Origin of the sequence: Microbacterium aurugineum (assembly GCF_023101205.1) — a bacterium.
In the GTDB taxonomy this organism is placed as follows: Bacteria; Actinomycetota; Actinomycetes; order Actinomycetales; family Microbacteriaceae; genus Microbacterium; species Microbacterium aurugineum.
In genome coordinates this window covers 1,836,497-1,853,388 of sequence record NZ_CP078078.1, presented here as the reverse complement: position 1 = coordinate 1,853,388, position 16,892 = coordinate 1,836,497, and the positions used below count along the sequence as shown (strand labels likewise).

Below are 16,892 nucleotides of genomic sequence, written 5' to 3'. Positions count from 1 at the left end.
CAGGATGGATACATGGATACAGCCAACCTCACCCGCGAGGAGACCGCAGCGCGATCCGCAGCGGTCACCGTGCACCGCATTCGCGTCGAGCTCGACCTGACCGGCGCCCCCGAGCGGGCTCGCACCGGGTTCCCGACGGTGACGACGCTCGAATTCGACGCGTCCACCGAAGCGACCTGGCTCGACTTCATCGGTGAGGCCGTCACCCGCGTCGTCCTGAACGGTGTCGAGCAGGAGGTCGTCTATGACGGCGCACGGATCTCCCTCGTCGGGCTCGGCCCGTCCAACGTCGTCCGGGTCGAAGCGGTCGGCGCCTACAGCCGTTCGGGCGAAGGACTGCACCGTTTCCACGATCCCGCCGACGACCAGACGTATCTGTACACGCAATACGAGCCCGCCGACTCGCGCCGGGTCATGGCGTGCTTCGAGCAGCCGGATATGAAGGCGTCCTACACCTTCGTGGTCGACGCGCCGTCCGGGTGGGAGGTGCTCTCGAACCAGTCACCGACGCACACGGACCTCGGCGTCGGCGTGCAGCGCGTCGAGTTCGCCCCGACTCTCCCGATCTCGAGCTACATCACCTCGGTCGCCGCCGGCCCCTACACCCGGGTGGACGGCGAGTGGAAGCGCGGCGAGGAACAGGTCGCCCTCGGAGTCTTCGCCCGCCGCTCCCTGGCCCCGTATCTGGAATCCGAGGAGATCCTCGAGGTGACCCGGCAGGGACTGGACTTCTTCGCGGATGCGTTCGCCTACCCGTATCCCTGGGGCAAGTACGACCAGATCTTCGTCCCCGAGTACAACCTCGGAGCGATGGAGAACCCGGGGCTCGTGACCTTCACCGAGGCATACCTGTCCCGAGGGGCAGCCACCGAGGCGCAGCGAGCCGCGCGTGCCAACACGATCCTCCACGAGATGGCCCACATGTGGTTCGGCGACCTCGTGACCATGACCTGGTGGGACGATCTGTGGCTCAAGGAGTCCTTCGCCGACTACATGGGCGCACACGCGTCCGCCGTCGCGACGCGTTTCCACGACGCGTGGGTCAAGTTCGCCGCGAGTCGCAAGGCCTGGGCCTACCAGCAGGATCAGTTGCCGACGACGCACCCGATCGTGGCGGACATCACCGATCTCGAAGCCGCGAAACTCAACTTCGACGGCATCACCTATGCCAAGGGTGCTGCGGTGCTGAAGCAGCTCGTCGCGTTCGTCGGGGACGAGGCGTTCTTCGAGGGCGCCCGTCGCTACTTCGCGGCGAACGCGTTCGGGAACACGACTCTGGACGACTTCCTCGTGCAACTCAGTGCCGTGTCCGGACGTGACATGAGCGACTGGTCAGCGTCATGGCTGCAGACCTCCGGCGTGTCGACGATCCGGCTGGAGAGCGACGACGACGAGCGCCGTTTCCTCGTGCAGACGGATCCCCGCCCGCACCGGCTCCGCATCGGGCTCTACGGGCGCGAAGATGGTCGCATCGTCCGGAAGGACCAGCAGGAACTCGATCTGCTCGGTGAACGGACCGAGGTGGAGCTCGATGACGCCGATCTGGTGCTGCTCAACGACGACGATCTCACCTATGCGAAGGCGCGACTGGACGAGGCCTCCCTGCGCACCGTCGAGGAGTCCCTCTCGTCGATCGAAGACCCGCTGGCCCGCGCCCTGGTGTGGTCGTCGCTGTGGAACGCCACCCGCGACGGCGAGCTCAGCGCGACGCGCTACCTCGCGATCGTGCGCACGCATGCTCCGGCGGAGTCGAACAGCGGACTCCTGTCCGGCGTCCTCGCCAATGCGGTCCACACGATCCGGCACTTCGTCGCACCCGCCCGGCGCGACGACGAGCAGCGCACCTGGACCGACTCCGTGTGGAATGCGCTTCAGGCCGCGGACGTCGGGAGCGACGCGCAGCTCTCGTGGGCGCGGGCTCTGGCGACGGCCTCCGCGTTCGACGATGTGCACAGCGAACGGGTGCGCGCACTGCTCGACGGGGACGTGCCCGAGGGTCTCGTCGTCGATCCTGACCTGCGCTGGCAGCTCCTCACGGCACTCGTCGCGACGGGGCATGCCGACCTCGCAGACATCGCGGCCGAGGAGGAACGCGACGACACGGGGAGTGGGCGCACGGCGGCGCGGCGCGCACGTGCCTCGCGCCCGGAAACCGCCGTGCGACGCGGCGCGTGGGAGTCGGCGTGGAATGACGAATCGCTCAGCAACGACCACTTGGATGCCGAGATCGACGGCTTCCGCGCCGGGGGACGCCGAGACCTCATCGCGAGCTTCGATGAGGAGTATTTCCGCCGTATCGGTGCGGCATGGAGCGGACGCAGCATCGAGATCGCTCGAAGGCTGGTCCTCGGGTTCTTCCCTGCGGGCGACACCCTCGGCCCCGTCGACGCCTGGCTTTCGGACAACGAGGCCGCCCCGGCCGCACTTCGTCGCCTGGTCGTCGAGCAGCGGGATCACCTGCAACGCGACCTCCGGGTACGCGCCGCACAGGACGCGTCCGCCGAGGGCTAAGCCGGGGCGACCTGCATGCCCATGACCGTACGTACGATCCACGGGTGGGCGCGGTCGTCGTCGATGTGCGTCATGCCGAGGTTCTCGGCGACCCCGCGCGACGCGGTGTTGGCGGGGTGGATGATCGCCGTCAGCAGGGTGGGGGCGAGTTCGCGGGCGACGAGTTCGACGCATGCCCTCGCGGCTTCCGTCGCGTAGCCCCGGCGCTGACTCGCGCGACGGACGTGATAGCCGACCTCCAGCACCGGAGCGTCGTTCGCGGACTGCCAGGTCAGACCGCAGTCCCCGATGAACTCACCGTCGTGCGTCTCGATCACCCAGAGCCCGTGCCCGTGTTCCCGGTAGCGCTCCTGCATCCGCGCGATCCATTCGGCGCTCTCCGCGCGCGTCTTCACGGCCGGGTAGAAGGCCATGACCTCCGGATCGCCGAGCATCTCGGCGATCTGATCGAGGTCGTCCTCCCTCATCTCGCGGAAGCGGAGGCGGGCGGTCGGCGAGGGGAGGAGGCGGCGTGCTGCGCCGGTCACAGGTCGAGGGTGTCGCCGGGCTCCAGCACGAAGAACTCGCCGCCGCCCTGCTCGGTGGCCCATTGCAGGCGCTGCCGGTGCATGTTCTTGCCGATGACCGACAGCGTCATGTCGTGGGTGCCGAACGCGCGGCGTGGCGCGACGGCGAGCACGTAGTCCATCGCTTCGCCGATCCTCAACCAGGGCGCTCCGAGCGGCGCGGCGAGAGTGCCCACCGAGATGCCTTCGGGGACAGCGTAGGAGTCGCCGGGGTAGTAGAGCTCGTCGTTGACGAGGACGCCGACGTTTTCCACGGAGGGGAGAGATGAGTGGATGACCTCGTGCGTGCCGCCGAAGAAACGCAGAGTGAAACCGCCGACCTCGACGGCATCACCGGGGGAGACCACGGTGATGTCGTAGCCCTCTGCCGCGCGCGCGACGCCGGCAGGCGCGAAGATCGGGGTGCCGGGCGCCGTGCGCAGCAGACGGTCGAAGTGCTCAGGGGTCCAGTGGTCGGGATGCTCGTGCGTGATCACGATCCCGATGAGATCGCTGAGATCGTTCACGGGTGCCGTGAAGGAGCCCGGATCGATCAGGAGGGTCCTGTCATTCGCATCGAGACGGAGAGCAGCATGTTCGAACTTGGTGACGCGCATGAGACGAGTCAACTCCTTCGCCTGCTCCACGGCAAACGGATTCTGCGCGCCACGCCCGGGTGTCACGAGGAGGCGGCCTCGATTTTGCGGACGGAGAAACGCCGTGGCATACTTGAACGGTTGTCGCGCGACGGAAACGTTTCGCCAGACGGCCCCATCGTATAGCGGCCTAGTACGCTGCCCTCTCACGGCGGTAACGCGGGTTCGAATCCCGCTGGGGTCACACAACACGAGAAAGCCTCCGGTTCGCCGGAGGCTTTCTTGCTTTCCGAGGCCGTTATTCCGCCGGAGTCGCGACCACCGGCGCTGAGTGCTCTCGGATGCCGGTGACTTCGATCCCATGCCTCGTTCATGTCGGCCGTGCCAGACGATGGACTCCCCGTCGATTTCTCGAGGGGGAGTCCATGTGGCGTTCTTGAGTCGCTGCTCATCGCTAGTGCCACTGCAAAGTTGCATCGGCGATGCTGTTGACAAGACGCCTAGGGTGACGTGCTCAGCTCTCCCCATTCGATCGCCGCAACGCAGAGGTCATCGCCTGCCCCGCGCAAGAACAGAAAGATGGGAACTTCGGCCATGCCCGATGCCTCCTCGGTCGGTGAGAGATTGATGAGCCACGTCGGGGAGAGGTCAGCGTAGTCGGCCCATTCTTCACCTGAGTATCTCTCAGGCTCACCGGGCGCCATCGACTCCCATGCCCGAGGTGACTTCAGGTCGAGCGCGACGTCCTCGCACACATGCGGAGAGTCGCCCGATGTCTGCATGTCATCGATGACGCTCTCGGCCAAAGCTCTGACGGCGGCACCTTCAGAACCCCAAACGATCGAGTCCGTCGAACAGGCCGTGCATGCAGCCACGACGGCGGTCCACACTCCCAACGCGATGACTGTCGTGAACCTACGCATCAGTCAATTCCCCGGTGAATATCCGCCTAGGCACTTCGAAGGTATCTGAGCCTCCCAATACGTATGTGGCTTCCATGACTCCAGGTCGTAACTGGGATTAGCGCTTACCGGCCACCCTGCAATGTGGCAGTAGAGCTGTTCTTGAAGGCTCAAAGACCACGCGTACCCTTTGGGAACTTTGTTCTTCACCTCGTCGGCATGCGCCCACCACATGGGGAGGTTCGCCACTCCGGAATATGCAGCGCCCCACGCGGTTGGAGTCGTCGTCAGAACATACCCCTGTGAAGTCTTCGTGGCTTTAACACTGCCGTATAGATTCGCCCCGAGCCAGGGATCCGTGACAATCGGATACGCATGAGCTGCGTCGTGTTCGACAAACTGCGTGAGTCGGTTGCCGTCGACCGCGAAATGAGTCGGAACAGCAGCACCAGTCGCATCGATGGCCCACGGCTTGTGTACGCCAGCTACGAATGCCCCCGTGTCGTCGTACGCGACGACAGAACCATCGTCATTCATCCGTAAGGTCGTGTTCTCCGGAAGTGTGAGGTCGTATGAATACGTTGTAGGCGCGGATGAGGATTCGATAGTCGTGATTATCTGGACGGATCCGTCTAGCTTTTGTTGAGCCACTGTTGTCGTTTCGTCGTCGCGGGCCACTGCATCTTGGTTTTCATCAAGGGGGAGAACCGACTGGGGGAGTCCTGCGGAAACCTCAGAGATTGCCACTTCGGTCTCTTGTCCCGTCGGCGTTAGCACTTCCAAGGGGCTCCCACCCAAGATCTCTGCCGCGAGCGAGTCGGCGTTCGCCGCATCCACTGCGTATTCATCTGGCACAGCCGCCAATACCGCATTCAGCTCCGCCGAATCACTTGGTTCGGCGGTGGACGCGGACGCGGGCGCTGCCGCCGTCGCCGAAACTGCCGCGGCTACGAACGCGGCGATCGCCGTCTTCCGAAAACGAGTCATCATGCTTTCTCCTAGATCGAGCCATGCGAATTCTTACCAGTGGTGTGGCGGAGTCTTTCCACACCATACTGAGAATCCTGCCCGGTTGATGTAGGCCATTAGGGGGACAAACCGCAACGTTGGCAGTCTCAGTAGGAGTTCGACGGCGTTCGCAGGACGACCGCTTCGCAGGTACTTCGGGCGGTCGGCGGCATCGTCCGTCGGGTGCTGCAGACGGTCCGGGTGCCACTCGGTCCGGATCATCTCGTGGCAACGCGTCGGGCCGTGCGCTGACTGGGCTGCGGGAGAACACGCGTGCGGTTGCTGGATTTCGTGCCGGAGCGGTCAGGGAAGTCCGACGTGAGTTTGCAGGGAAGATGGAAAGGCGTGATGACGAGTGAGTCCGTCGGCTCAAGCAGGAGAACCGTGAGTTGCGATGGTCGCGGTCCTTTGCCCTGTCGGTCACGATGACGTTTGCTGAACCAGCCTCCGGTTCGCCGGAGGCTTTCTTGCTTTCAGGGGCCGTTATTCCGCCGGGGCCGAGCGAAGCGACATCGTGCGGAAGGTCCTGTTGCTCAAGGGCAGGATCATCAGCGCCATCATCGCGCCGCCGAACAGGGTGAACGGCACCCAGAGGCTCGAGAGCGAGGCGAGCGCTCCGAATCCCGCCATGGCCAGAGGCATCAGGCAGTCGTCTCCCAACCGGGTGAGTGACCCCATGCGGCCGAGATAGGCGGTGTCGACGGTGGCCGAGAAGGTCGCGCTCAGCAAGACCGAGGCGTACCCGGCTGTCGCTCCGATCGCGAAGGCGGCCGTCGCCACGGTCCACGCCGGCCCGAAGCCGAGCGCGACGATCCCTGCGCCTTGGACGACGAGAGCCCAGAACCCCGCACGCGCTTCGTGGCGGGGTCGCCACTTCGCGACCGAGACGGCCCCTATCGCCGCGCCCAGACCAAGGAGGGCCTCGAAGAGGCCGACCGCCTGTGCGCCCCAGCCCTCGGCGTGTGCGCGCAACGCGAGGCCGATTCCGACAGCGGGGCCCACGGCCAGGTTCAGACCCGACAGCGCGATCACGAGCGTGCGCGTGGTGGGGTTCGCGGAGAGGTGCGCGAACCCCCGCGCGATGCCGCGCAGCGCCGGCTCCTTGTCTGCGCGGGCGAGTCGGAACCGCGGTCGCAACCAGATCGCGATGAAGGCGGCGACGAGAGCGAACGTCAGTGCGTTCAGCGAGGCGCTACCGACGAGTCCTGCATGCGCCACGATGATCCCGCCGATCGCTGCGCCGCCCATGGTGCCCAGACGTGAGGCGGTCTGGGCGGCCGCCCCGTACGACGGCAGATCCTCCGGTCTGACCAATTGCCGCGCGATGGTGCCCGCCGACGGCTCGTAGAACGCGTCGCACACCCCGAACGCGATCGCGGCGAACAGCAGGATCGCCACGGATGGGGGCGTTGTGAGGACCCACACGGCCACGGTGACGAGCACGCCCACGCGGAGGATGGTGAAGAAGAGCATGATCCGCCGCGCATCGGCACGGTCGGCGATGACGCCGCCGAACAGCAGGATCGCCGCCCGGGGGATGGTCCCGGCTGCGACGATCAGGCCGGCGACGGCCGGCGACGCGATCTGCACGGCTGTCCAGGCGAGTGCGATCGTCCAGAGTGCATCCCCCGCGTCGGAGAGGGCCTTGACGCCGATCCATGCGTGCACGCGGTGATCGCGGCGGAACTCCGGGGGAGTGAGGAGCACGGTCGGCTCGCTGAGGGTGGCCATCACGGCACCGTCGGGAAGGCGTGGGCGAACACGAAGATGGGCGTGCGCGACTGGTCGTCCGCGAGATCGATGCCGTCCTGCCACTCGCGGATCGTCGCCAGGAGTCGAGCGGAAAGATCTCGCAACTCATCGGGAGAAGCCCAGGTCGTGGTCTCGGTGTTGGAGCCGTCATACCCGACGTAGGCAGGATCGTGTCGGTGCCTGTGCCACTGCTGGAGTCGCTCGATCTGCATCCGGATGCCCTGGCGTTGCGCCTCTCGGGCGAGAAGGGCGTCGGAGGGGGAGTCCGCGTAGTCGTCGGTCGACCAGGTCAACGCTCTCCGTGCGACAGCCCACCAGCTGGTGCGCTTGTCACCGTCCGGGTCGGGAACGCGCTCGACGACCCCTGCTCGCTCGAGCATGCGCAGGTGGTGGCTGATGCTGCCGACCTGGCTCTCGAGTGCGCGGGCGAGCGTCGTCACCTGAGACGTCCCGTACAGGAGGAGGTAGTCGTAGATGCGGCGGCGCAACGGATGGTGCACGGCGGTGATCACGGAGATGTCTTCCACGGGAGAAGACGCTAATCTCGCCCGTGCAGACGCACAAGCCTTCTTGTATACCCCGGAAAATCAGGCTTCTTCGGTGCCCGTACGGTCTCCGGTTGACGCGTGCGCGGCGCGACGGGCCCGGCGTGACCGGCGGACCAGCCACACGATCAGGATGACGACTCCGGCGATCGCCAGCCACGGGAGGATGAATCCGACCGCGACCACGAGCGCGTTCAGCGAGACCACGAGGCCGTTCCATCCGGCGAGGAGGCCGTCGCTGAATCCGGCGGGGTCAGCAGTGGTGGGAGAGTTCTCCCGGGTCAGCTGCACCTGCAGGGATGACATCGCCACCTGGTCCTGCAGTGCCTCGAGCTGCTGTTCGTACGACTCGAGCTGCGCTTGCCGATCGGTCAGCGCGACTTCCGCCTCGATCAACTCGGACACGCTGCCCGACTGCGACATCAACTCGGTGAGACGATCGACCGATGCTCTGGTCGAGTCGATCCGCGCCTGCAGATCGATGGAGATCGAGGTCACATCCTGCTTCGACGTCGATGAGGAGAGGACATCCCCGACGTCGCCGAGCGCGGCGATCACCTCGGGCAGGTCATCGGACGGCACGCGGATGCTGATCCACCCGTACGCGGAGTCGGTCGGCGCCGGCTCGGAGGTGCCGTCCATCGCGGCCGCCTTGCCGATCTCCGTGCTCTCCACGTATCCGCCGTGGTCGGCGGCGAGTGCGGCGATGGTCGTCGCGGCTTCGGGAATCCTCGGCACCTGAACCGTGGCCTGTGCGGTGGCGATGATCTCCCGATCGCTGTCGACAGCGCCATCGACGGCACCTTCGACGGCACCGCCCGCATCAGTGGTCCCTTCGGCGAGCATCTCCGGAACACTCTCGGCCATGCGGTCGGGCGAGGAGGAGGAAGCGTCGGTGGCGGCATCCCCGGACATGCTCCACCCGCCCGCGGTGACCGTAGTGGAGCCGCCGACCGCGCCGAGGATCGGGGGAGTCACGAGCACGCCGATGACGAAGGCTGCGGCGATGCCACCGCCTGTCAGCCAGCGCCGTCGTCGCGTGCGTGCGCGGGCCGAAGCCAGGTTCACCGGCGCACGCTCGGCGGCGATCTCGGCGAACACCGACTCCTCGATGCGGGCGATGGTCTCGTCCGACACGACCGGCAACTCGCCGTGGGGGTTCTGATCGTTCATGCGTCTCTCGCTTCCTGGACGGTACCGCGCAGTCGGGTGCGCACTCGGGAGAGACGGTTTCGGACGACGGCGTGGGTGATGCCCAACTCTTCGGCGGCCGCCTGGTAGGCGTAGCCCTCAGACGCGCAGAGTCGGAAGATCTCCCGGTCGAGCTCGTTCAGGGTGCCCACCTCGGCGGCGATCCGTGCGGCGAGCTCAGACGTGATGACCTGCTCCTCCACGCTGATCGTGTCCGGCAACAGCGTCGCATCCACGGCTTCGGCGGTGTGCGCCTGATCACGTCGCTGCTGGCGGAGCCGGTTCGCGGCCTGGAACCGGCAGATCGTCGCCAACCACGGCAGGATCGATTCGCCCTGGAGGTCGAGGGCGGGGAGCTTCCGCCAGGCGACGACGAACGTCTCCTGCGTGACATCCTCCGCATCGGCGGCCGATGCGAGTATCCCTCGGGCGATCCAGTAGACCGGCCGGACATGCGCGCGGTACAGCTCGCGGAAGGCGCTCTCGTCGCCTGCCGCGGCCTGGGCCGCCCATTTCTGATCACTCGTCTGCACGGGCATCCTGATTCCGTTCGGTGTCTCTCACCCGGGAAGTGTCGACGGAGTCCTCATCGTCTCAGATCCTGTTCCGTCGATGTCCGCCGCGTGGGCGGTTCCCCACGCTCCCAGCACTCCGGTAGCATTGCCCGAGCGAGAGGGAGTATCCCGGATCCGCGCGTAACGTCATCACGAGCACCGTCATCGTTGCTCCGGGCGCGCGACGCACCACTGTGCGGGGGAGAGACTTTCGAGTCATTCCCGACCCTTCGCGAAAGGTGCAGTGCGCCGTTGGAAATCCCCGTCTGGTTCGAGATCACGTCGATGGTCGTCCTCACGATCATCCTGATCGCCGATCTGCTGCTCATCCGGCTGCGGCCGCACATCCCGTCCACGAAGGAGTCCACCCTCTGGGTGGTGTTCTACGTCGGCCTCGCGCTCCTCTTCGCCGTGCTCCTCGGCAACGTCGGCGGCTGGCAGAATGCGGGTGACTTCATCACCGGCTGGGCACTGGAATACAGCCTGTCGATCGACAACCTGTTCGTGTTCGTGCTGATCATGGCTCAGTTCGCGGTGCCGCGACGTCTCCAGCAGCAGGTGCTGATGGTCGGCATCATCATCGCCCTCATCCTGCGTGGCCTGTTCATCCTCGCGGGCGTCGCGATCGTCGAGAACTTCTCGCCGATCTTCTACATCTTCGGGGCGTTCCTCATCTGGACGGCGATCCGTCAGGCCATGCCGGACGGAGACCACGAGGGTGAGGTGCAGCGCGAGAACTTCGTCGTCCGCCTGCTGCGGCGTCGGATCGACATCAGCGAGACGTACGACGGGTCCAAGATCCGCACCACGGTGGACGGCAAGCGCATGTGGACCCCGATGGTCATCGTCTTCATCACCATCGGAGTGACGGACCTGATCTTCGCGATCGACTCCATCCCCGCGATCTTCGAGATCACGACCAACGGATTCCTCGTCTTCGCTGCCAACATCTTCGCGCTCATGGGTCTTCGTCAGCTCTACTTCCTGCTCGGCGACCTGCTCGACCGTCTCCGCTACCTGCACTACGGCATCGCCGTCATCCTGGGCTTCATCGGTGTCAAGCTGATCCTCCACGCCCTGCACGTCAACGAGCTGCCGTTCATCAACGGCGGCGAGCACGTCGAATGGGTGCCCGACATCAGCAACATGGTCTCGCTCGGGGTGATCCTGGCGTCGATGACCATCGCGACGATCGCGAGCCTGATCGCCTCCTCGCGGGAGAAGCGAGCGGCGAGGGTCGCGACGCCGGCGGAGTGAGCTCCGTCAGCGTCAGCGACGTCTCACTCGTCTGACCACAGAAGCTCGGCCTCGAGCGTGAGGTCGATGATCTGACGGAGCAGCGACCCGACTGTGGCGGACTGCAAGAGGGCGTATCTGTCGTACTCGCCGAGAGGTGCGATCGCCGCGAGCTGCCATGCCGCGGCGATCGGATCGTCCGAGAGCTCCGTGCCGGAATCCCACGGGGCCTCGGGGGCGCGCGCGAGGGTGCGCCGCACGATGGCCTCGGCCTCCGTGCGCATCGGGGTGAGCTGGTCGTTCCAGTCGAGCTCCGGCAGCGGCGTGACCTCGGCTCGGGGATATGGCTCGTCAGCCAGCCACTCGTCGACCGAGAACCGTTCGGTGCCGACGGCGACGGCGACCAGCGCGTCAGCGCCGGTGGAGATGCTGACCAGCCGCGCGGTCGTCCCGATGCGACGGCGCTGGTCGCCCCCACCGACCTCCTGGCCGCGTTCGATGAGAACGACACCGAATCGCGGGTCATCCTCGTCCAGAATCCGCCCGATCAAGGTGAGATAGCGCGGCTCGAACACGCGGAGCGGAAGCGGGGTGTACGGGAACAGCACCGAGCCGAGCGGGAACATCGGGAGGGCGGTCATGGCACCAGTCAACACCGAGAGACGTACAGTGAACAGATGCGCAGACCTCGCCCCGAAATCCCCGCCGCCGGTCAGGAGTCCGTCTGGGACTACCCGAGGCCGCCGCGCGTCGAGCCCGTCGGCGAGCGCATCACCATCCGCCTTGCGGGGAACCTGATCGCTGACACCCGCGATGCCGTGCGTGTGCTGGAGACGAGTCACCCTCCGGTGTATTACCTTCCGATGGCCGACTTCGTCCCCGGCGCACTGGTCGAGGCCTCGGGCTCGTCGTTCTGCGAGTTCAAGGGGGCCGCCCGTTACTTCGACGTGCGCAGCGGAGACACCCTGCGCCAGGGGGCGGCCTGGAACTACCCGCATCCCTCTCCGGGCTTCGAGATGCTGACCGATCGGGTCGCCGTCTACGCCGCACCGATGGACGAGTGCACGGTCGGCGGCGAGGTCGTGGTACCGCAACCCGGCGGGTACTACGGCGGGTGGGTCACCTCGTCCGTCGTCGGTCCCTTCAAAGGCGGGCCGGGCTCGCTGGGCTGGTGACGGTCGCCTGACGGCCGGTCAGAACGCGTGCAGGTTCGCCTGCAGGCCGCCGTGCGAGTACTCCCGGCGGAGGATGCCGCGACGGCGCAGGATCGGCACGAGCTCGTCGAGCGTGCGATGCAGCGTGACCGGATGGAAGTCTCCCCACAGCAGCACGCCATCGTTGCCCCATTCGCCGAGCTCTTCGATCAGGTCGGCGAACTCGTCCGCGGTTCCGACGAAGCCCGTCCGATCGCTGATCCGTCCGGTCCGGGCGAGCGCCGTCAGGTGCGCGCGCAACGGGGCGTCCTCTCCACGGTCGCCGATCAGACGCTGAATGCTGCCGCGCGAGACGTGGGAGCCGAAGAGCGAGGGAGGCAGGGGTTCGTCGAGATCGAGGGAGGTCAGATCGGTCTCGAGATCGCTGGACTGCTTGCGGGCGATCTGCAGGAGTGCTCCGTCGTCGGGGTGCGCGGAGGCCGCCACGACGCGATCCGCCTCTTCGCGCGACGGCGTGATCACGGGTTGGATGGCGAACAGGACCTTGACGTCCTCGGGGCGTCGTCCTTCGGCGACGGCAGCCGCGTGCACCCGGGAGCGGTAGTCGCGCACCGACTTCTCGTTCAGCGGTGCGAGGGCGAGTTGCACATCGGAGTTCGCGCCCGCGAACCCGAGCCCGCGACCGGAACCTCCGGGGGAGACGATCGCAGGGTCGCCGTCGGTGAAGGGGAGGGCGTTGAGCGGGCCGTCGAAGGCGAAGTGCTCGCCACGGTGCTCGACAGCGCGCAGCCGCGAGCCGTCGGCGAACACGTCGGTCGCGCGATCGGCGATGAGGGCGCCGTCCTCCCAGCTGTGCCACAGGGCACGGATCCCGGCGAGCCATTCCTCGGCGCGGTCGTACGCCTCGTCGTGGCCGAGCTGCGGGGCGTCGGAGAAGTGACGCGCGCTGCCGGTGTCGGTGACCACGTTGAGTCCCAGCCGATGTCCGCTCGCGTGCTGCAGGGTCGCGAACTGGCGCGCCGCTGTATAGGGGAGGTGCGCCGCAGGGTTCACGGTCGGCACCACACCGAGATGCCTCGTCGCCTGGAAGAGGTAGGGGGCCAACAGCAGCGGATCGTGCTTCGGCCCGCCGAACGCGTGGCGCACGCGCAGGTCGATCGTCGAGGGCGAACCCAGCGACGGCGCGTCCTCGATGATGACCAGGTCGAACCCCGCCTGCTCGAGCGTCCGTGCCGCCTCCTGATAGACCTCGGGACGCGTCCAGTCGTAATCCCAGTCGAGGGACGGGTACCCCCAGCCCTGCGGCCCGAAGCCGCGGGCGAGGAACCAGCCGAAGTGCTGAAGGCGGCTCATGCCACCGTCTCCCGCACGCCCTCGAGCACCTGTGCCAGATCCGAGAGGAGGTCGTCGAGGTCCTCGATGCCCACCGAGAGCCGGAGCGTGCCCGCACGCACGCCGAGCCCCTCGCGCTCCTGCTCGGTGCGCTGAGCATGGCTCGTCGTCCCGGGGTGCAGGACCAGGGATCGCACATCGCCGAGGTGCGTCATGTGCGTGAACACCTGCACCTGCTCGACGAATCGTCGTGCTGCCGGGAGGCCGCCCCGGAGCGTGAACGTGAACACCGAGCCGAATCCGCCTTCCAGGTACCGGTTCGCGGTCGCGTGGTCAGGGTGCGACGGCAGGCCGACGTAGTCGACGCTTTCCACCTCCGGATGCTCTTCGAGCCAGCGGGCGATCTGCAGGGCGCTGCGGGATTGCCGCTCCACGCGCAGTCCGAGTGTTTCCACGCCCTGGCCGATCAGGAACGCATTGAACGGGGAGGGCGAGGCGCCGAATCGCGGAGCCACCGACTCCCGGGCATAGGCGATGCGAGCGCGGCCTCCGTGGCGCGCGAAGACGCTGGGCGCGTCGCCGCGGCCCGGGAGCACGAGATGGGGCGCGTTGTGGCCTGCGCCTTCGGCGTCGAAGCGTCCGTCGTCGACGATCACGCCACCCAGCACGGAACCATGCCCGGCGAGGAACTTCGACGCCGAGTGGACCACGATCGCGGCGCCGTGTTCCAGAGGGCGCAGAATCGCCGGTGTCGCGAGGGTGTTGTCGACGATCAGCGGGATCGCGAACTCTTCCCCGACGGTGCTGACGGCGCGGATGTCGAGCACGTCGTTGCGGGCGTTCGCGATCGATTCGGCGAACAGCGCGCGGGTGTTCGGGCGGATCGCGCTCCGCCAGGCGTCCGGGTCGGCGATGTCGTCGATGAACGTCGTCTCGATGTCGAGCCGCGCGAGGTTGTCGAGGAGCAGGCCCCGGGTGCCCTCGTAGATGTGCGTGGACGACACGATGTGGTCGCCGGCGGCCGCGACGGTGAGCAGGGCTGTGGCGACCGCCGCCTGGCCGCTGGCGACGAGCACGGCGTCCGCGCCCGACTCCAGCGCGGCGAGCTGGCGTTCCACGGCGCGGACGGTCGGGTTCCCGGTGCGGGTGTAGCCGAAGCCCGCTCCGGTGCGGAAGTGGTCGGCCGCGTGATCGAAGTCGTCGAACTCGAAGCCCGCCGTCAGGTAGATCGGTGTCGCGCGCGATGCGGCGGTCTCCCGGTCGCGCGCCGCATGGACCGCGCGGGTGGCGAAGCGGGGGTGTGCGACGGTCATGCGGTGCCTCTCGGTCGTTCGGTGCTCAACAGAGTGTCATGGCGGATCGGAGCACGGCCGAGCGGTGGTAATCTGACGTCATGCGGACCGTGCTCCTTCTTCTTATGGGCCGCGACGAGACCTCGATCTAGAGCCCCTCCTCGTCGCGGAGTCCATCGTGGGCCGAACCGTCAGCCACAGGAGACACGCAATGACCACCCCCGCACACAGTGCTGATCCGTCACGCCGCAGGACACTCGCCGAGAAGGTCTGGGACGACCACTTGGTCGTCAAGGGCGACAACGGCGAGCCCGACCTGATCTACATCGACCTGCACCTCGTGCACGAGGTGACGAGCCCCCAGGCCTTCGATGGGCTGCGCACCGAAGGACGACCGCTGCGCCGGCTCGACCTCACGATCGCGACCGAGGACCACAACACGCCGACCTGGGAGATCGACAAGCCGATCGCCGACCTCACCAGCCGCACGCAGATCGAGACCCTGCGACGCAACGCGGCGGAGTTCGGTGTGCGTCTGCATTCACTCGGTGACGCGGAGCAGGGCATCGTGCACGTCGTCGGGCCGCAGCTCGGTCTGACCATGCCGGGGATCACGGTGGTCTGCGGAGATTCGCACACCTCGACCCACGGGGCGTTCGGTGCGATGGCGTTCGGTATCGGCACGAGCGAGGTCGAGCACGTCATGGCCACGCAGACGCTTCCGCTCAAGCCGTTCAAGACGATGGCGATCAACGTCGACGGGACGCTGCGTCCCGGGGTCACGGCGAAGGACATCATCCTTGCGGTGATCGCGAAGATCGGCACGGGTGGCGGACAGGGCTACGTGCTCGAGTACCGCGGCAGCGCGATCCGCGCCCTTTCGATGGAGGGGCGCATGACGATCTGCAACATGTCGATCGAGGCCGGTGCGCGCGCAGGCATGGTCGCCCCTGACGAGACGACCTTCGCGTACCTCGAGGGGCGCCCGCACGCGCCCAAGGGCCAGGATTGGGAGGACGCGGTCGCCTATTGGCGCACGCTGCCGACCGACGAGGGCGCGACGTTCGACGCCGAGGTGTTCATCGACGCCGACGAGCTCGAACCGTTCGTGACCTGGGGGACCAACCCCGGTCAGGGAAGCTCGCTGTCCGCCTCCGTGCCGGACCCGGCGCAGATCGTCGATCCCAACGAACGCGCCGCGGCGGAGCGTGCGCTGGAGTACATGGACCTGACCCCCGGCACGCCGCTCAAGGAAGTGCCGGTGGATGCGGTCTTCATGGGGTCGTGCACGAACAGTCGCATCGAGGACCTGCGCGCCTTCGCCTCGGTCATCGAAGGCAAGAAGAAGGCGGACGGCGTCCGCGTCATGGTGGTCCCCGGATCCGCGCGGGTGCGCCTGGAGGCCGAGGCGGAGGGCTTGGACAAGGTCATCAAGGACTTCGGAGCGGAGTGGCGCTTCGCCGGCTGCTCGATGTGCTTGGGCATGAACCCCGACCAGCTCGCGCCGGGGGAGCGCTGCGCCTCCACATCCAACCGCAACTTCGAGGGCCGTCAGGGCAAGGGAGGGCGCACACATCTCGTGTCGCCGCTCGTCGCCGCCGCCACCGCGATCCGTGGCACGCTGTCCAGCCCGAGCGATCTGACCGAAGGGTTCTGAATCATGGAGAAGTTCACCACTCACACCGGCATCGCGGCGCCGTTGAAGCGCTCGAACGTGGACACCGACCAGATCATCCCCGCCGTCTTCCTCAAGCGGGTCACCAAGACCGGCTTCGAGGATGCGCTGTTCCACGGATGGCGCCAGGACCCGGAGTTCGTCCTCAACCAGCCGGCGTTCCAGGGCGCGTCCGTGCTTCTCGCCGGACCCGACTTCGGCACCGGCTCCAGCCGTGAGCACGCGGTCTGGGCCCTGCGCGACTTCGGCTTCAAGGTCGTGCTCAGCCCTCGTTTCGCCGACATCTTCCGCGGTAACTCCGGCAAGCAGGGCCTCCTCGCGGCGACCATCTCCGAAGAGGATCTCGAGCGTTTCTGGGCCGAGATCGACCGGAATCCCGGGGTGTCGATGACCGTCGACCTCGAGGCGCGGACGGCGTCCATCGGCGACGTCCAGGCCGACATCGGGATCGACGATTACACTAGATGGCGGCTCCTCGAAGGGCTCGATGACATCGGGCTCACGCTGCGCAACGAAGACAAGATCGCGCAGTTCGAGGCCCGTCGCGAGTCGTGGCGGCCACGGACCCTTCCCGTTCAGTAGACGGTGGGGGCGGGGGA

General features: G+C 67.0%; 15 protein-coding genes and 1 tRNA gene. 6 read left to right on the top strand and 10 right to left on the bottom strand.

What is annotated here, in order from left to right:
• Positions 1-12: 12 nt before the first annotated feature.
• Complete coding sequence (gene pepN, locus KV397_RS09040) at positions 13-2,511, top strand: aminopeptidase N (protein ID WP_261811117.1); 2,499 nt, start codon at positions 13-15, stop codon at positions 2,509-2,511.
• On the opposite strand, the gene KV397_RS09035 is transcribed toward pepN, so the two are convergent.
• Both KV397_RS09035 and KV397_RS09030 read right to left on the bottom strand, forming a co-directional pair.
• A complete protein-coding gene (locus tag KV397_RS09035) occupies positions 2,508-3,038 on the bottom strand; it encodes a GNAT family N-acetyltransferase (protein ID WP_227991616.1) in 531 nt (176 codons plus the stop codon). The genes pepN and KV397_RS09035 overlap by 4 nt on opposite strands.
• Positions 3,035-3,673, bottom strand: a complete 639-nt coding sequence (locus KV397_RS09030; RefSeq protein ID WP_261811116.1) for an MBL fold metallo-hydrolase — start codon at positions 3,671-3,673, stop codon at positions 3,035-3,037. The genes KV397_RS09035 and KV397_RS09030 overlap by 4 nt, the downstream gene beginning before the upstream one ends.
• Positions 3,674-3,823: 150 nt before the next feature.
• On the opposite strand from KV397_RS09030, the gene KV397_RS09025 reads away from it, so the two are divergent.
• Positions 3,824-3,896, top strand: a tRNA-Glu gene (locus KV397_RS09025).
• A gap of 682 nt (positions 3,897-4,578) precedes the next feature.
• On the opposite strand, the gene KV397_RS09020 is transcribed toward KV397_RS09025, so the two are convergent.
• From KV397_RS09020 to KV397_RS09000, 5 genes are all read right to left on the bottom strand, one after another.
• Positions 4,579-5,544: a hypothetical protein gene (locus tag KV397_RS09020; protein ID WP_261811115.1), complete on the bottom strand. Its 966-nt coding sequence runs from the start codon at positions 5,542-5,544 to the stop codon at positions 4,579-4,581.
• Between the two features lie 501 nt (positions 5,545-6,045).
• Complete coding sequence (locus KV397_RS09015) at positions 6,046-7,293, bottom strand: MFS transporter (RefSeq protein WP_261811114.1); 1,248 nt, start codon at positions 7,291-7,293, stop codon at positions 6,046-6,048.
• Complete coding sequence (locus tag KV397_RS09010) at positions 7,293-7,841, bottom strand: winged helix-turn-helix domain-containing protein (protein ID WP_261811113.1); 549 nt, start codon at positions 7,839-7,841, stop codon at positions 7,293-7,295. Before KV397_RS09010 ends, KV397_RS09015 begins: the two co-directional genes overlap by 1 nt.
• A gap of 60 nt (positions 7,842-7,901) precedes the next feature.
• Positions 7,902-9,032: a DUF4349 domain-containing protein gene (locus KV397_RS09005; RefSeq protein ID WP_153243984.1), complete on the bottom strand. Its 1,131-nt coding sequence runs from the start codon at positions 9,030-9,032 to the stop codon at positions 7,902-7,904.
• Positions 9,029-9,589, bottom strand: a complete 561-nt coding sequence (locus KV397_RS09000; RefSeq protein WP_261811112.1) for an RNA polymerase sigma factor — start codon at positions 9,587-9,589, stop codon at positions 9,029-9,031. Before KV397_RS09000 ends, KV397_RS09005 begins: the two co-directional genes overlap by 4 nt.
• Before the next feature lie 267 nt (positions 9,590-9,856).
• Between KV397_RS09000 and KV397_RS08995 the strand changes: the two genes are divergently transcribed.
• Positions 9,857-10,861: a TerC/Alx family metal homeostasis membrane protein gene (locus tag KV397_RS08995; RefSeq protein WP_131490915.1), complete on the top strand. Its 1,005-nt coding sequence runs from the start codon at positions 9,857-9,859 to the stop codon at positions 10,859-10,861.
• Between the two features lie 23 nt (positions 10,862-10,884).
• On the opposite strand, the gene KV397_RS08990 is transcribed toward KV397_RS08995, so the two are convergent.
• Positions 10,885-11,481, bottom strand: a complete 597-nt coding sequence (locus KV397_RS08990) for an LON peptidase substrate-binding domain-containing protein (RefSeq protein ID WP_261811111.1) — start codon at positions 11,479-11,481, stop codon at positions 10,885-10,887.
• Positions 11,482-11,517: 36 nt separating this feature from the next.
• Here KV397_RS08990 and KV397_RS08985 point away from each other — a divergent pair, with 36 nt between their 5' ends.
• Positions 11,518-12,015, top strand: a complete 498-nt coding sequence (locus KV397_RS08985; RefSeq protein ID WP_131490917.1) for a DUF427 domain-containing protein — start codon at positions 11,518-11,520, stop codon at positions 12,013-12,015.
• 18 nt (positions 12,016-12,033) lie between these two features.
• Here the strand turns inward: KV397_RS08985 and KV397_RS08980 are convergent, their stop codons facing one another.
• A complete protein-coding gene (locus KV397_RS08980) occupies positions 12,034-13,347 on the bottom strand; it encodes an LLM class flavin-dependent oxidoreductase (protein WP_153243988.1) in 1,314 nt (437 codons plus the stop codon).
• Positions 13,344-14,639, bottom strand: coding sequence for an O-acetylhomoserine aminocarboxypropyltransferase/cysteine synthase family protein (locus KV397_RS08975; protein WP_153243989.1), 1,296 nt, complete (start codon positions 14,637-14,639; stop codon positions 13,344-13,346). Before KV397_RS08975 ends, KV397_RS08980 begins: the two co-directional genes overlap by 4 nt.
• A 190-nt stretch (positions 14,640-14,829) precedes the next feature.
• On the opposite strand from KV397_RS08975, the gene leuC reads away from it, so the two are divergent.
• Positions 14,830-16,275, top strand: coding sequence for a 3-isopropylmalate dehydratase large subunit (gene leuC / locus KV397_RS08970; protein WP_047523945.1), 1,446 nt, complete (start codon positions 14,830-14,832; stop codon positions 16,273-16,275).
• Positions 16,276-16,278: 3 nt separating this feature from the next.
• Positions 16,279-16,875 (top strand): 3-isopropylmalate dehydratase small subunit, encoded by a 597-nt coding sequence (gene leuD, locus KV397_RS08965; RefSeq protein WP_047523946.1) that lies wholly within the window; start codon positions 16,279-16,281, stop codon positions 16,873-16,875.
• Positions 16,876-16,892 lie beyond the last annotated feature (17 nt).

Coding starts and splice junctions, on each gene's coding strand:
- KV397_RS09000 (WP_261811112.1), bottom strand. CDS start 9,589: ATGCCCGTGCAGACGAGTGATCAGAAATGGGCGGCCCAGGCCGCGGCA.
- KV397_RS09015 (WP_261811114.1), bottom strand. CDS start 7,293: ATGGCCACCCTCAGCGAGCCGACCGTGCTCCTCACTCCCCCGGAGTTC.
- KV397_RS08975 (WP_153243989.1), bottom strand. CDS start 14,639: ATGACCGTCGCACACCCCCGCTTCGCCACCCGCGCGGTCCATGCGGCG.
- leuC (WP_047523945.1), top strand. CDS start 14,830: ATGACCACCCCCGCACACAGTGCTGATCCGTCACGCCGCAGGACACTC.
- KV397_RS09020 (WP_261811115.1), bottom strand. CDS start 5,544: ATGATGACTCGTTTTCGGAAGACGGCGATCGCCGCGTTCGTAGCCGCG.
- leuD (WP_047523946.1), top strand. CDS start 16,279: ATGGAGAAGTTCACCACTCACACCGGCATCGCGGCGCCGTTGAAGCGC.
- KV397_RS09005 (WP_153243984.1), bottom strand. CDS start 9,032: ATGAACGATCAGAACCCCCACGGCGAGTTGCCGGTCGTGTCGGACGAG.
- KV397_RS08980 (WP_153243988.1), bottom strand. CDS start 13,347: ATGAGCCGCCTTCAGCACTTCGGCTGGTTCCTCGCCCGCGGCTTCGGG.
- KV397_RS09030 (WP_261811116.1), bottom strand. CDS start 3,673: ATGCGCGTCACCAAGTTCGAACATGCTGCTCTCCGTCTCGATGCGAAT.
- KV397_RS08985 (WP_131490917.1), top strand. CDS start 11,518: ATGCGCAGACCTCGCCCCGAAATCCCCGCCGCCGGTCAGGAGTCCGTC.
- KV397_RS08990 (WP_261811111.1), bottom strand. CDS start 11,481: ATGACCGCCCTCCCGATGTTCCCGCTCGGCTCGGTGCTGTTCCCGTAC.
- pepN (WP_261811117.1), top strand. CDS start 13: ATGGATACAGCCAACCTCACCCGCGAGGAGACCGCAGCGCGATCCGCA.